A 13,424-nucleotide genomic window follows, 5' to 3' on the forward strand; every position below is an offset into this window, starting at 1 on the left:
TTGCACCATGATTTGGACTACCATTGATAAATCGTACTGATGAGCCCGCCGTTGGTCCAGCCGTCGTTGCACTCCAGTTTTTACTCGTTGTTTTACTGTGCTCCAATTGTTTATCTGCCGAGGTTTCAATAGCAACATGACGATTAGCATCGATATATCATCGGTCAGCCCGTCATCATTGATGCGCAGCCGAGGGAATTGATTATTAGGATTGAGGGGCTAAACTAAGAAGTAAAACAAGCTCCCCACGGGTTAGGTGGGGATTATTCATTAGTAGATGGTTTCACATTGTATGCTAGATAGTTTTATATTTCTTAAAAACACACTCATTTTTTTTAGATACCAATTAAAATCTGGAATATCTTCCCCAGATAAATACTGACGATTTATTGACAATGACATAGATAAATAGTTAGGGTAAATTAATAAATTACCCCCTGATTCATTATCATAAACCATCACTATACCGACTTTATCCATAATATTATGAGAGTTTATAAACTCGTCTAAATTGAACAAATTCATGTCTATATTCAACCAGTTATAATCATCGATATCATTTGACGATAGATAAGTAACCATATTTTGATAATAAATATTCCCGCTATTATTTATTAGGCACTTTAATATCTCTTTAGGAGAATATTCTTGTGCAAAATTTATATCTATGTTGACTTGCATTCCCATATTAATATTCCTTAGATTGAACAGGATAAGTTAATTATTGAGCTTGCTATACAGATCTAAAAAGAGATAAAAGCTCCCCCGACTGGAGGGAGCTTTACTATTTAAAGTAGCTTAATAGGGAACATTACATCATTTCCCTTTATATAATCCCATACAACATTATACAACTTCTTATATATTGCAGGTTCATAAGGCATTAGTGACATTAATAATTCTGATAATTCATCTGATGAAGTCATTACAGGTATATCACCATCCTTCGGTATTGCCGTAAATGTTTTATGAATATTATTAATAAGCAAGAATAAACTAACAATACCATTTTCATACTTAATATCATTAAGATAAATATTATCTATTGAAGACTGCAACTCCATTCCAAGTTCCCTTAAATTCTTTTTGAGTCATCTTATAACTAGTACCTTTCCAAGTGTCATGAATTAGTACATTACCAGCCTTATCAGTGCCTTTTACAACAACCCAGTGACCAACTTTATTACCTTTATCCCACATCATGGCACTCCACGAACCTGTTTTATTTAGTGCATCAAAAGCTTGCTCACCAACAAAACCACCGTCCCAATTTCCACCTTGCTTACTTAGATCTCTTGCCAGTTGTTCTGGACTTTTCAACGAAGTTCCTAGTTTTGTTTGGTTAACAAAGATATTTCTATCCTTTAATAACATTTGACCGCAGGCAGCACCACAAGACGTTGGAGTAACTTGTTTAATCACATTAGTATCTGTTATTTCGTCAATCACTTTCCAGTTTCCGCCAGCACCACCTTGAGTTGGTGAACCTGTCGTCCCCTTTCCAGCAGCATTACTAGCTTTGCCTACAAGTTTATTAAAGATAGCAGCAGATGCAAATGCCAGTATTTCATCTTTACTCGCCCCATTATCATACAAGTTTAGAAGAGCATTTACATTAACAGGTGCTATTCCAGAATCAATAATATTGAGTTTTAGAAGCTTAGACTGTATCTCTTCATTACTAAGACCCTCTGCTTTCCAATCCTCAATCATTATATATTAAAGATTGGTTTAAGTCTGCTATGGGCATTTCCGGTATCATGACTGAGTTCATTGATATCTTGTGTTTGCTTATCTGGGTCACGAATGATTAATTCACCGTCACTGATTGCCGCATGGGTAATATTCGAAGCTTCATCGTTGTGGTCATAAATGGGGGGTTATAGCCTCAACGGCGGGCAACTCAACCTTAAAACGCAACTGACAATTAAAAGTCGCTCGCTGGAAACCTTTGGCTTTACTAACTGTTAGCCGGTAATCATTGATATTCAACAATGATTGTTGATTATCAGTAATTGAAGGGCTGAGCTAAGAGGTAAAATAAAATCCCCCAGAGGTTAAGTAAGGGGGGATTAATTCTATTCCTCATCATCCTCAATCATTGGTATACAAGGCGATAAGAACGTATCTTTTTCTTTTCTAATTTTACCTCTTGCTAAAACCAAAACTTCAAATTCATTGCAAGCATCTAGTGATTCATCATTTCGAATATATAACAATCCATATGAACCAATAGCTATCCTTGCTATATATTCATAGAGGTTAAAAATCTCTATTACATCCTGAGATAAATGGTTAGTATTTCCACTAACCATTACTTGGTAAGAACCATTTACCTCATGAACATTGATAAATCCAGATGCATTTTGTATTTTATATTCCGTGATGTATGAAGATAATTTATTTAATATTAAACTCATTTCGCCATCATCACTTTCATATGTTGAATCACTTATAGATATCCAACCGTAATATTCAACCATTTAATTACCTTATTATTTTGGGTTAAGAGGTTTAGTATCGATAACAACTTTTACTCCGTAACGGTTACTATATTCATTAAGTTTATTAATTACAGACGCAGATTAACGGTGTACCACCACCGCTAACCTGCTAATCACAACAACTAAACGGAGTAGTTATTATGACTAAGGTACATTCTACGCTGGATAAGATGATTGTCCAGATGAGCAAGATTGAACGGCATTATACCGTTGGTTATCTGCCGTCCCGCAGTGATGACAGTATTCCGGCTATTCATCTTAAGGGTAAATGGCTAAATCAGGCCGAGTTTACCACCGGTACACCGCTGATTATCCAGGTGATGCAGGGTTGTTTAGTCATCACCACCGAACCTAAACACAAGACGGATAACCGTAAGTTACTGGTAGAGATACAACAGACCCAGCAGCGCATCTGTGATATCACCGTTAAGCTTAATCAGTAAAACGGATAGTCAGAATACACCCTATCATTGAGTTGAGGTTAACTTCATTAATGGCATGTAATGGATCAAATTATATGGGTCCATTCCATGTCAGCTTATTTTTAAGTTCTACAGGAACCATAGCAAAGAGTTCTTTAATAAAACTAACTTGCTTATCATAATTAATAGATATTTCGGTATTACAGTTCTCATAATAATATCGAGCCTGATGATTTAAAAACCAAATATCATGCTGCTCAAATTCAGCATCAAAAATAGTAATTAATAAATTATGAACTAATTCAGCCTCATAATAACATGATATATCTTTCGCCTTTCTAATCGAGTCTTGTGACTGCACGTTTCTTATATAAGTTAATGTTCGTCCTAACATTTCCACATATATTTCATTTTTCTTCATCATGGTTTCCTTGTTGGTAGAGGGTGTGCATCAACAGGGACTTTATTAGTTTTATCCCATTTACCATTTTCTAATAGCTTATGGATATATGTTGCATCACCTGTAGTTTTGTATATTTCTTGAGCTGCTGCCATTCTATGATGACCTTCGGTAATATAATAATTTCCTTTACTATCAATATATCCTGCAATTTTTCCTCTTGTAGCCGTGAACTCAAAACTTCCGTTTAGCATATCGCTTTTCATTAAATCAATTTGAGCAGGATCTCTTAATCCGACTTGAGTACCTTTAATTTCGGGAATACTCCCTTTTACAGCAATATCATCAACCTTATTAACAATATTACTGGGTTTACCTATATTGGTATTTGGTTGCGTAAAATTTACTCCTCCATACAAACCAGCCAATGAAGATACAATTCCATGTGCATCCATAACATATTTATACTGTTGAGCAACATCTTTTACATCTCTACCTGTCTCTTTTACAATTGCTTCAATTGAAATTAAATGAATAATGCTGTTGGGATCTAAACCGACTAATGCTTCGTTAAGATTTTTTGAGTCTTCTCTATATAAATCAGCATTTGTTAAACTTCTAGCAACCTCTTTTTCATATTCATTCTGCATTTCCCATGCTTCTTGCAGCAATCCTTTACAAGCTGAGCTTGAGATGTTACCCAATGAACAATTATCCTGTAAAATTTGATCTCGTTCTTTATCTAGTTTATTGAGATTTTTCTAATTCTTTCTTTTCATCTTCTGTTAATTCCTCACCTAGATAGTTTGGCTTTATCCAAGTCAAATAAGCTTTTCGCTTAGCTTCATTTACACTCAAATAATTATTCTCAACCGCATTTTTACTGCTACTAATTGCTGCACTAGCATCGCTAATATTACCACCGCCAGCTGCTGTGGCAAGACCAGTAGCTAGCTGAGATAGTGCACTTATGGTTTCTTTTTCCTCTTCAGTTAAATCTTTGACTTCTTTGCCATACAGTTGTTTGCGGATGATATCTGCTGCTATTTCTCCGACCACAGCACCAGCTCCACCGGCAAGTCCTGAGTTACCTTGTAGTTCCGCAACCACTGCGCCGAGTATGGAATGCGCAATTAACCTTGCTGCTTCATTATCGCCTGTATGCAGTTTTATCTGTTCAGCGAGCCATGGTGCACTGGTACTGGCGCCAGCAAGGCCGCCGGTTATATCGCCAGTGATAATGCTGGTAATAATTGCTACGGCTGAGTCAACGCCTTTACTAAAGTCATTGCCCATTTTGCCATCTTTTGAGTCTTTACCGGCATCTTTATGAATGGTGCGTTCAAGCTCTTTAACCTGTGACGCTAACTCTTGTAAACTCGTGACAATGTTTTGTTTGGTCTGTTCATCCTCTTTATTAAAGATAGGTTTGAGCTTACTATGGGCATTTTCGGTATCACGACTAAGTTCATTAATATCTTGTGTTTGCTTATCTTGGTCACGAATGATTAACTCATCGTCACTGATTGCCGAGTGCGTAATATTCGAGGCTTCATCGTTATGATCATAAACGGTTGGTTGGCTACTGGTCGGTGAAAAACTGTCATTACTAGTAACAGTTCTAATTGGTGATTATATTTTTTAGATTATGGTTATTTTGATTTAGTTTATTGAGGTTTATTTGTAAAAACAATTGAGGAGTGTATACCGTCTTATTGATATTAGAATATGAATGAAGTGGTCATAGTTTTTGGGAATTATGTGTAAAAATGATAACTATAACAAAGGATGTTACTCTTCACTGATTATCTTTAAAACCCTCTAGTTGGGTAAATTCTGATCCAACACAGACCATTCACCATTACCACTTAAAAAGACGAGTTAATTGTTCGATTTGTGAACTAGATCACTGGGTGGATAAATAGTTAGTTCAGTTCTGCGACTAGTCTCGCAGAACTAGATGACAGATGCATAAACTAAAGATCATCTGTAGAAATGACATCAATTGCACCACAAGCTTTAAATAGCCATTTCAAAGCACCTGATGCAAAAGGGTCATCTAATGCTGTAACCTCAATTAAAAAATGTGTATTTTCAATTTCACCATCAAATTTATGAGCATTCCACCAAAACCATTCTCTGGTCTCTGGTTCAAGCCATACAAGCCAGTTTCCTAAACTCCATTTTTTATTTTTCTCTAGACTTACTTGTTTTTCCCAAGGTAGACTTCTTCTATAATTAATTTCTTTTTCACTTTCACTTTTTGAAAGTTCTGGAGCACAATTATTAACAAACTTATTAGGTAATATTTTTGACCATTCTTCAAAAGAAGGCCAAACTAACTCTGAATTATAGTTTACTATCACTAACACTCGTTTAGCTAAGTTTAACACTTCATCAGCATTATTATTACAATGAATAATAAACCTAGCTATACCAACCCCTGTAGCTTTAACTGTATGATTTGGTGGATTGACAAATCTCTCTCTTTCTAATAATAGTTGTTTTATATATTCACTATTTACTACCATCTTTACCACTTCCTTGAATAATAGAATTTCTCAATTCATCAAATTGATAGAGTTTTATTATTTAGTTTGGTTAGAATGCTTACATCAGGTCCATTCTTATACTCCATCATTGTTAACCAATTTTGCTTCAGCAGAGTCGGCGTTAAAGCGCCCATAATAGGATCAAAAACAATTACCAATTTTCTTTTGCCTCTAAAATTGTTTCTTTAAAAAAATACCGAAATCTTTTGCGACTTTTGTACTCATAATATACCTATTTTTTAAATTCATTCGCTCTATTTTTCTAGTATTCAGGGTGCCATTTCATAAACTGATATAGATCTATCCCTGTTGGAATAAAACTATCATCAACATGGATTAAAATAGAAACTGCGATCTCATTATATACCTTCTTAAATTCTTATTGAGTCATTTTATAAGTAGTGCTTTTCCAAGGATAATGAATTAAAACATTACTAACTTTATCTGTTCCTTTAATAACTCCCCTAGTGACCAACCTTATTACCTTGATCCCATATCATGGCACTTCATAATCCTGTTTGATTTACTATTTCAAAAGCACCCTCACCCAAATAGCCACCTTTTCAATCAATTCACCCTTTTTACTGAGATCATTGGCTAACCGGTTAGCAGCTTTAATTATAATGGATCTATATCTGCTAACTATTAATAGATTTATTAAATGAATATTGATATGAGAAATTAAATATGATTGATGAATTTAAGGTTGGTTAAAAATTTTCAAAAGAAAAATCACTCGCCATTTTACCGCCATTCAAAATTTTTTTGATATTTGACTTACGAAAGAATGAGAATTAACTAATTGATTTTATTGGTGCCAGTGGTCGGACTCGAACCGACACGCTTTTAAGGGCGGCGGATTTTGAATCCGCTGCGTCTACCAATTTCGCCACACTGGCAATAGAAGTGTAAAAAAGTAAACGTTGGCAATTATACTAAGCTTTGCAATATCTGCAACAGATATTATTCTAAATGCGGTTAGTTGCCTAAAAATTCTACTACCATCTACGTTTCCAGGCTGGTAATTTTTTTAAAATTGTATAAGCGGTCTCTTTGGCAACACAATAATCAATATTATGATTATTAGCATACTTAAGAGTTACCTCGTGCCATTTTTCGTCAAATGATTTCATTGTTCCATCGCTATGAGCACAATGTTTACAGTAGTTTTTTGACATATCATGCAGAGGATAATCAGCAATAGCCGTCATGGGCATACCACATGCAATACACATTTTCATATTTTCTATCCCCATTAATTAGCTAAGGTAATTAATACAAAACCATAATAATATATTTAAAAATGCTACTCCGAGTTGAGAAAGATTACAAGTTATAGGAAAATAGATGTTTAAATATCAAAAATTAAAATCGATTTGTGAAAAAGTAATTTGATTATTTTGTTGTCGTTGCTGCTGCAAGAATTGATAATAACGTCTTATGGCCCTTTGTCTACATAATCGCAAAACTTCTTGTTTTTGATAATTAGAATAATTTAGCCAATTAAATCTTTCGTCTCGAGAACGATAGCATTTTATACAATACCCTTGCCTATCCATTTGACATACTCTTTGGCAAGGGCTTGGTATGTCAAAAAATTCAATTTGGTCCAATAACTACATCATCCTTTGTAGATCCAATCAAAGATTAATTATCTTCTAGGCCTAATCCTTTACTTAAGACTTTAAAACAATCATCACAGTCATGCGTTGCAGCATCCAGCAATATTTGAGTTGGTGCATGAATTAATTTATTGGTTAATTTATGTGAAAATTCAAAAATAACATCATCAATATTGGCTCCTTGTTTAATCGCATTTAATGCTTTTAATTCTAATTGACGTTTGATAGTTTGAGCATTATTACGGTACTGTTTAACATACTCTACCGCATGGCGTGTTTTTAACCAATCAATATATTGCTCTGCTTGTTCTTGAATTATGTACTTGGCTTCATTGGCTGCTATTACTCGTTGCTCAAGATTATTTTGTACCGTTTGTTGTAGATCATCGACAGTAAATAGATGCACATCTTCCAATTGGCTAATTTCTGACTCAACATCTCGAGGTACAGCTAAATCAATAAATAACATCTTTTTATTATTTCGATCATGCATAGTGCGCTCTACCATCCCCTTGCCAATGATAGGCAATGGGCTAGCAGTTGAGCTAATAACAATATCAACATCTTTCAGCCGATTAGCTATATCAGGTAATGAAATGATTTCAGCCTCAATAAATGAAGCTAATTTTAATGCTTTGTCTCGAGTTCGGTTGGCAACTATGACATGTTTAAAACCATGAGGTTTGAGATAACGTGAAATTAGTTCGATTGTTTCACCAGCTCCGACTAACATCACACTTAATGCAGACGTATCAGTAAAAACATCACGAGCCACTAGGCAGGCTGCATAAGCAACCGATGCAGTATTGGCGCCAATATTCGTTTCAGTACGAACAATTTTAGCTACATGAAAAATGGATTGAAAAAGTTTTTCCAATTCTGCTGATAAACAATTGTTTTGCTGTGAAAAACTATATGCTTGTTTAACTTGACCTAAAATTTGCGGTTCACCAATAATTAATGAATCAATGCCGCAAGCTACCGACATAAGATGTTCAACTGCTTGCCGACCATCATAACAGTAAAATAATGATTTAAATAAAGCCAAATCAATACCATGATATTGTGCTAACCAATTTTCAACCGATTGTCTTACCCGCAGAAAATCACTTTCATGATCATAACTTAAGTAAATTTCAGTTCGATTACAGGTTGATAGGATGACACAACCAGCAATTAAAGGATGCTGATATAAACTATATAATGCTTTATCAATAACCTCATTAGAAAAAGCCAGTTTTTCTCTTAAAGAAACGGGTGCTGTTTTGTGATTGACACCTAATACAGTAATAGACATTGCATTGATTCTTTTGTAATAGTTTGTAAAGTTTTTATTAATAACTCATTATACCTAAAAAAAATAATAAAGGTTAATTTCAGTTACTTTTTCTTATTCAGCCAATTATCAGCTATAATACGCCTTACTTTTGACCATACACAACTAAAGAGTTAATTTATGTCTAAAATCAAATATGTGTTCATATTCATTCTGCCGTTTATACTTAGTGCGTGCCAAACAACAAAATATCAAACTAATGTATCTGTAGAACAGCAATGGCAAAACCATAAACAAGTTCTTGCACAAATTAATTCATTTCAAGTTAATGGTAGTATTGCTCATATAGGAACGAAAACTAAAAGTTATGGACGTTTTCTAATTACACAGCAATCTGAAAACGATTATGACATAAAATTAACTACGCCAGTTGGCACAAATATTTTAACCTTAAAAGCCGAACCGAATTACGCCGAATTAATTGATAACAACGGCGTTCGCTACCATGATGTTAATGTGGAACTATTAATGAAGAAAATATCCAAAGTTAATATCCCACTCAATTCGTTACATAATTGGTTGAAAGGTTTTTCTGATGATAGCCAAGCTGATAAAATTGACAGCTCAGGCAGATTATCTTCCACCTCATTTATGCAAAATAACAATAAATGGTCATTAAAGATTAGCAGCTACGCTACTTATACCTATAAAAATAAAAAAATTGATTTACCTGCTATTATTGAACTCTCTCATGATGATGAGTTAATTCGTTTAAAAATTAGTAATTGGATATTAAGATAACAGATAATGATTATGACTCAATGGTTATCACCAGCTAAATTAAATCTATTCTTATATATAACTGGACGACGCCCAGACAATTATCATGATTTACAAACTTTGTTTCAATTTATTGATATTTGCGACAAATTGACTATTACGACTCGTGATGATGGGCAAATTAATCTATTAACGCAATTTGATAATATCCCAGCAGATAAAAATCTAATTGTTATAGCCGCTAAGCGTTTAAAATCTTATGTAAACACTAATAAGCTTGGTGCAGATATTGCCATAGATAAAATGATCCCCATGGGCGGTGGACTTGGTGGCGCTTCGTCAAATGCCGCGACAGTGTTGGTTGCGTTAAATCAATTATGGGGTTTACATCTGTCGCAAACTACCTTGATGGAAATAGGTAGCACAATCGGTGCCGATGTACCTATTTTTATTTATGGTCATGCTGCTTTTGCAGAAGGTATTGGTGATCAGTTGCAACAAGTTGATATACCTCAATATTGGTATTTAGTCAGCAACCCTAATATAGAAATTTCAACAGTTACAGTGTTTAATGATCCAAATTTACCACGAAATACACCTAAGCGTAGTATTGAACAACTGATGTCAATTTCTATTGATGATTTTAGTAATGATTGTGAAACTGTAGTGCGTCAGCGTTACCCTGAAATTGATAACCATATTCAGCAGTTATCGCGATATGCGCCAACCAGATTAACTGGCACCGGCGCCTGTGTATTTACACGTTGTGAGTCAAAGCAACATGCGTTATCAATACAGAGCGAACTTAAATCCAACTCCGTAAAAAGCTTTATTGCTAAATCATTAAACATATCACCACTTTACGCTAATTAAATAATTTTCTTAAAGCAATAATCATTGACCATATAAGTGATTTAAATTTATATGGTCAGTGGTTAGTTATAAAAACATAAACTCATTTTACTGCATCATTAGGTATTACAAAAAGTCGATGATCATAATATTCCACACAATAAAGCCCTTGGAAACTTTTATAACCTTGTTTTGCTAAGTTTGATGTTAACCATTTTTCATCTTTACCAATTTGTTTTAAAACATCATCTACTGGTTGTTCATTTTCTAATACAATAACCGATATATCTTTGTCACCTTTTTTTACAATAGATAATTGCCCATTCGGTTCCAAAATTGCTTTTTCAACATCATGAATAGTAAAAACATTTTTCATTCTAAGCAATACAGCAAAACTAGCTAGATCTAAATTAATTGAGGTGAAAGCGTCCAATTTTAATTTACCCTGATCCATCAATATAATTGGATTACCGACAATAAATGCCTTAGCATTTTGACTGCGTTTTTTTAAATAATTAGAGCTATACATAATTGCCGTCCACATCAACAAAACAACAATAAAATCATATATGGTTAATTTGGGGTTATAGATAATCCCGCCAGCAATGCCACCTAAAATCATATTTCCAATAAAATCAATGCTCGACATTTGTGACAATGAAGTTTTGCCGGTTATTTTTAAAAATAACACAATACAGATAAATACAACCAACAACTTTAAAGCAATAATAAGGAAATCAAGATAACTAAGCATAGTACTCTCCAAAATAATAAATGCCTAAGGCAATAGAAGCAATTAGTACTAAAATTGGTCATAAAAACAGATTTAAATATTAAGTATTTACAAAAAATATTAACAACAATGAACGAAGGAATGACTATTAAATAATAAAAATCTTGAGTGATAACAAGTGATGTATCAATATTAGATTGATAATGGTCATTTTAGCAATTTATTTTTATTAAACAGCTAAAAAATTTACGAAGAAAGTGAATAAAAATAGTTGTCAATTTTTCGGTTGCGCAACGAATAGCATTTTTAATAAGCTTAGTTCATAAATTACCGAAATTTAGACAAGATAGAATAAAATGCTAATAACTAACCCTAATCAAAAAGAGACTTATTACCGAGCTTTACTTGAAAGAGATCATAGCTATATTGGGATCTTTTATGTCGGAGTCAAAACCACTTCGGTATTTTGTATTGCAACTTGCCGAGCAAGAAAACCAAAATTTGCTAATGTCGAATTTTTCGATTCATTCAAATCAGCGCTTGATGCCGGTTATCGACCTTGCAAAATATGCAAACCAACCGAAAATGCTAATCAAGCACCAGATGAAATAATTAAAGCCCTAGCATTAATTAATAATAATCCTAAACAAAAGATCACTGATTATCAGCTCAGACAAAATAAACTAAGTCCTGAAACTCTTCGCCGTTGGTTTAAAAAACATTACGGAATTACTTTTCATGCTTATCAACGAATGTATCGAATTAACAGTGCTTTTCAAGAATTAAAATCAGGAAAAAATGTTATTAATACTGCCTTTGATACTGGTTACAATTCCTTAAGTGGTTTTGGTTATACTTATAAAAAAATTATGAAAAAGTCACCTTCAGCAAACCAACAGCAAGACGTTATTTTAATCGATAGATTAACCTCCCCTTTAGGTCCTATGTTTATTTGTGCAACAAATCAAGGAATATGTTTATTAGAGTTTGTAGATAGAAGAATGTTAGAAACAGAATTTGAACAACTACAAAGCCTACTTAAAATGAAGATTATTTTTGGCGAAAATGAACATATCAAACAAGCTAAGGTTGAAATTGCCGAATATTTTTCAGGAACAAGAACAAACTTTACCGTTGCCTTACATACACCTGGCACCCTATTTCAACAAACCGTTTGGGATTGCTTAAAACACATTCCCTATGGAGAATTGACCACTTATAAACAGCAAGCACAAAGAATTAATAATCCACAAGCAATTCGAGCTGTCGCCAATGCCAATGGTTATAATAGAGTGGCGATTATTGTCCCTTGTCATCGAGTAATAGGATCGAATGGAGAACTAGTTGGTTATGGCGGTGGATTAGAAAGAAAAAAATGGTTAATTGAACATGAAAATAAAAATCGTAACCATCGATAATTATTGAAAATAATAATTATCAGTCAATCAATAATATTACAAAAGCTATAGAAAAAAATTGCTGTGATACCTTATGTCAAGTCTCATCTAATCAGAATTATTTGCTCAATATAACGTCATCTCTTTTTGAGATGATGACTTAACATGCTGAAAAATCAGCTCAATAGAGTGTATAGCAAATTTAATGTCTATAACCAATTCCATGTACCGTTTTTATTAAAGTTGGTATGCTTGGGTTAATTTCTATTTGTTTTCTCAATTTTGAAATATGTTGATCAAGAGTTCGACTATTAGGTAAAAAATCATATCCCCATACATAATCAAAAAGCATATCTCGAGTAACAACTTGATTTTTATATTGATATAAACATTCTAAAATCTTAATTTCTCGTAAAGTTAATTCAATAATCTGATCATTTCTTTTAGCGTATAATTCGGTAGGATATACATTTAAATCGCCAAATTGAAAATAATCTTCTTTAGAAAGATTTCGATGTTTAGATTTTAAATAACGTTTAGCAATAGCCTTAATTCTTGCTCTAAGCTCATGAATACCAAAAGGTTTATTCATATAATCGTCAGCACCTAGTTCTAAACCAATAACCCGATCGATTTCTTCATCTTTAGCGGATAAAAATAAAATTGGCACATCTTCATTTAATTTACGGATTGCACGGCAAACAGAATAGCCATCAAGCTCGGGCATCATAATATCTAAAATAATAAAATCGGGTTGGTATTGATTGAATAGTTCCAGCGCAACTTTACCATTAACAGCTTTAATAATAATGTAGCCCTCTTTTTCTAACAAATCTGACATGCCATTAAGAATGTGCTTATCGTCTTCAGCAATTAAAATTTTCAT

17 protein-coding genes and 1 tRNA gene are annotated in these 13,424 nt (G+C 33.5%); 4 read left to right on the forward strand and 14 right to left on the reverse strand.

The annotated features are described in order from the left end of the window. Nucleotides 1-270 precede the first annotated feature (270 nt). From H3T54_RS00005 to H3T54_RS00020, 4 genes are all read right to left on the reverse strand, one after another. Nucleotides 271-687 carry a hypothetical protein gene (locus H3T54_RS00005; protein ID WP_198220299.1) on the reverse strand — a complete coding sequence of 139 codons (417 nt, stop codon included), beginning with the start codon at nucleotides 685-687 and terminating at the stop codon, nucleotides 271-273. A 101-nt stretch (nucleotides 688-788) separates the two neighbouring features. Then, nucleotides 789-1,064, reverse strand: coding sequence for a hypothetical protein (locus H3T54_RS00010; protein WP_198220300.1), 276 nt, complete (start codon nucleotides 1,062-1,064; stop codon nucleotides 789-791). Then, a complete protein-coding gene (locus tag H3T54_RS00015; RefSeq protein ID WP_198220301.1) occupies nucleotides 1,039-1,596 on the reverse strand; it encodes a cysteine peptidase family C39 domain-containing protein in 558 nt (185 codons plus the stop codon). The genes H3T54_RS00010 and H3T54_RS00015 overlap by 26 nt, the downstream gene beginning before the upstream one ends. 482 nt (nucleotides 1,597-2,078) lie before the next feature. After that, nucleotides 2,079-2,483, reverse strand: a complete 405-nt coding sequence (locus H3T54_RS00020; protein WP_198220302.1) for an Imm7 family immunity protein — start codon at nucleotides 2,481-2,483, stop codon at nucleotides 2,079-2,081. Nucleotides 2,484-2,644: 161 nt separating this feature from the next. Between H3T54_RS00020 and H3T54_RS00025 the strand changes: the two genes are divergently transcribed. Beyond that, nucleotides 2,645-2,947: a SymE family type I addiction module toxin gene (locus H3T54_RS00025; protein ID WP_198220303.1), complete on the forward strand. Its 303-nt coding sequence runs from the start codon at nucleotides 2,645-2,647 to the stop codon at nucleotides 2,945-2,947. A 70-nt stretch (nucleotides 2,948-3,017) separates the two neighbouring features. On the opposite strand, the gene H3T54_RS00030 is transcribed toward H3T54_RS00025, so the two are convergent. The 8 genes from H3T54_RS00030 to hemA form a co-directional block, all read right to left on the reverse strand. Further along, the gene (locus H3T54_RS00030) at nucleotides 3,018-3,347 is read right to left on the reverse strand and encodes a hypothetical protein (RefSeq protein ID WP_034901483.1); all 330 of its coding nucleotides are present in this window, start codon (nucleotides 3,345-3,347) and stop codon (nucleotides 3,018-3,020) included. After that, nucleotides 3,347-4,030, reverse strand: coding sequence for a hypothetical protein (locus tag H3T54_RS00035; RefSeq protein ID WP_198220304.1), 684 nt, complete (start codon nucleotides 4,028-4,030; stop codon nucleotides 3,347-3,349). Before H3T54_RS00035 ends, H3T54_RS00030 begins: the two co-directional genes overlap by 1 nt. A 43-nt stretch (nucleotides 4,031-4,073) precedes the next feature. Further along, on the reverse strand, nucleotides 4,074-4,622 hold the full coding sequence (locus H3T54_RS00040) for a VENN motif pre-toxin domain-containing protein (protein ID WP_198220305.1): 549 nt from the start codon (nucleotides 4,620-4,622) through the stop codon (nucleotides 4,074-4,076). A gap of 680 nt (nucleotides 4,623-5,302) precedes the next feature. Beyond that, the gene (locus tag H3T54_RS00045) at nucleotides 5,303-5,857 is read right to left on the reverse strand and encodes a hypothetical protein (RefSeq protein ID WP_198220306.1); all 555 of its coding nucleotides are present in this window, start codon (nucleotides 5,855-5,857) and stop codon (nucleotides 5,303-5,305) included. A gap of 833 nt (nucleotides 5,858-6,690) precedes the next feature. After that, nucleotides 6,691-6,777, reverse strand: a tRNA-Leu gene (locus H3T54_RS00050). A gap of 99 nt (nucleotides 6,778-6,876) precedes the next feature. Continuing rightward, nucleotides 6,877-7,119 carry a zinc ribbon domain-containing protein gene (locus H3T54_RS00055; protein WP_198220307.1) on the reverse strand — a complete coding sequence of 81 codons (243 nt, stop codon included), beginning with the start codon at nucleotides 7,117-7,119 and terminating at the stop codon, nucleotides 6,877-6,879. A 117-nt stretch (nucleotides 7,120-7,236) separates the two neighbouring features. Next, a complete protein-coding gene (locus H3T54_RS12010; protein WP_110447809.1) occupies nucleotides 7,237-7,491 on the reverse strand; it encodes a DUF1289 domain-containing protein in 255 nt (84 codons plus the stop codon). 34 nt (nucleotides 7,492-7,525) lie between these two features. Further along, nucleotides 7,526-8,797, reverse strand: a complete 1,272-nt coding sequence (gene hemA / locus H3T54_RS00065) for a glutamyl-tRNA reductase (RefSeq protein WP_198220308.1) — start codon at nucleotides 8,795-8,797, stop codon at nucleotides 7,526-7,528. A 159-nt stretch (nucleotides 8,798-8,956) separates the two neighbouring features. Here hemA and lolB point away from each other — a divergent pair, with 159 nt between their 5' ends. Together lolB and ispE are read left to right on the forward strand one after the other, a co-directional pair. Further along, nucleotides 8,957-9,577: a lipoprotein insertase outer membrane protein LolB gene (lolB, locus tag H3T54_RS00070; RefSeq protein ID WP_198220309.1), complete on the forward strand. Its 621-nt coding sequence runs from the start codon at nucleotides 8,957-8,959 to the stop codon at nucleotides 9,575-9,577. Nucleotides 9,578-9,586: 9 nt separating this feature from the next. Then, a complete protein-coding gene (ispE, locus tag H3T54_RS00075; RefSeq protein ID WP_198221107.1) occupies nucleotides 9,587-10,429 on the forward strand; it encodes a 4-(cytidine 5'-diphospho)-2-C-methyl-D-erythritol kinase in 843 nt (280 codons plus the stop codon). A gap of 82 nt (nucleotides 10,430-10,511) precedes the next feature. On the opposite strand, the gene H3T54_RS00080 is transcribed toward ispE, so the two are convergent. After that, a complete protein-coding gene (locus H3T54_RS00080) occupies nucleotides 10,512-11,162 on the reverse strand; it encodes a DUF421 domain-containing protein (protein ID WP_198220310.1) in 651 nt (216 codons plus the stop codon). Between the two features lie 335 nt (nucleotides 11,163-11,497). Between H3T54_RS00080 and H3T54_RS00085 the strand changes: the two genes are divergently transcribed. Next, on the forward strand, nucleotides 11,498-12,559 hold the full coding sequence (locus H3T54_RS00085; protein WP_110447804.1) for a bifunctional transcriptional activator/DNA repair enzyme AdaA: 1,062 nt from the start codon (nucleotides 11,498-11,500) through the stop codon (nucleotides 12,557-12,559). A gap of 181 nt (nucleotides 12,560-12,740) precedes the next feature. Here the strand turns inward: H3T54_RS00085 and H3T54_RS00090 are convergent, their stop codons facing one another. Beyond that, entirely contained in the window at nucleotides 12,741-13,424 is a 684-nt protein-coding gene (locus H3T54_RS00090; RefSeq protein ID WP_086320679.1) for a response regulator transcription factor, read from the reverse strand.

Source organism: Gilliamella sp. B14384G10 (genome assembly GCF_016101685.1).
GTDB lineage: Bacteria > Pseudomonadota > Gammaproteobacteria > Enterobacterales > Orbaceae > Gilliamella > Gilliamella apis_A.

What these genes read in the sequence shown, in the direction of transcription:
- H3T54_RS00005 (WP_198220299.1), bottom strand. Translation starts at nt 687, where the DNA reads ATGGGAATGCAAGTCAACATAGATATAAATTTTGCACAAGAATATTCT.
- H3T54_RS00010 (WP_198220300.1), bottom strand. Translation starts at nt 1,064, where the DNA reads ATGGAGTTGCAGTCTTCAATAGATAATATTTATCTTAATGATATTAAG.
- H3T54_RS00020 (WP_198220302.1), bottom strand. Translation starts at nt 2,483, where the DNA reads ATGGTTGAATATTACGGTTGGATATCTATAAGTGATTCAACATATGAA.
- H3T54_RS00025 (WP_198220303.1), top strand. Translation starts at nt 2,645, where the DNA reads ATGACTAAGGTACATTCTACGCTGGATAAGATGATTGTCCAGATGAGC.
- H3T54_RS00030 (WP_034901483.1), bottom strand. Translation starts at nt 3,347, where the DNA reads ATGAAGAAAAATGAAATATATGTGGAAATGTTAGGACGAACATTAACT.
- H3T54_RS00040 (WP_198220305.1), bottom strand. Translation starts at nt 4,622, where the DNA reads ATGGGCAATGACTTTAGTAAAGGCGTTGACTCAGCCGTAGCAATTATT.
- H3T54_RS00045 (WP_198220306.1), bottom strand. Translation starts at nt 5,857, where the DNA reads ATGGTAGTAAATAGTGAATATATAAAACAACTATTATTAGAAAGAGAG.
- H3T54_RS00055 (WP_198220307.1), bottom strand. Translation starts at nt 7,119, where the DNA reads ATGAAAATGTGTATTGCATGTGGTATGCCCATGACGGCTATTGCTGAT.
- hemA (WP_198220308.1), bottom strand. Translation starts at nt 8,797, where the DNA reads ATGTCTATTACTGTATTAGGTGTCAATCACAAAACAGCACCCGTTTCT.
- lolB (WP_198220309.1), top strand. Translation starts at nt 8,957, where the DNA reads ATGTCTAAAATCAAATATGTGTTCATATTCATTCTGCCGTTTATACTT.
- H3T54_RS00080 (WP_198220310.1), bottom strand. Translation starts at nt 11,162, where the DNA reads ATGCTTAGTTATCTTGATTTCCTTATTATTGCTTTAAAGTTGTTGGTT.
- H3T54_RS00085 (WP_110447804.1), top strand. Translation starts at nt 11,498, where the DNA reads ATGCTAATAACTAACCCTAATCAAAAAGAGACTTATTACCGAGCTTTA.
- H3T54_RS00090 (WP_086320679.1), bottom strand. Translation starts at nt 13,424, where the DNA reads ATGAAAATTTTAATTGCTGAAGACGATAAGCACATTCTTAATGGCATG.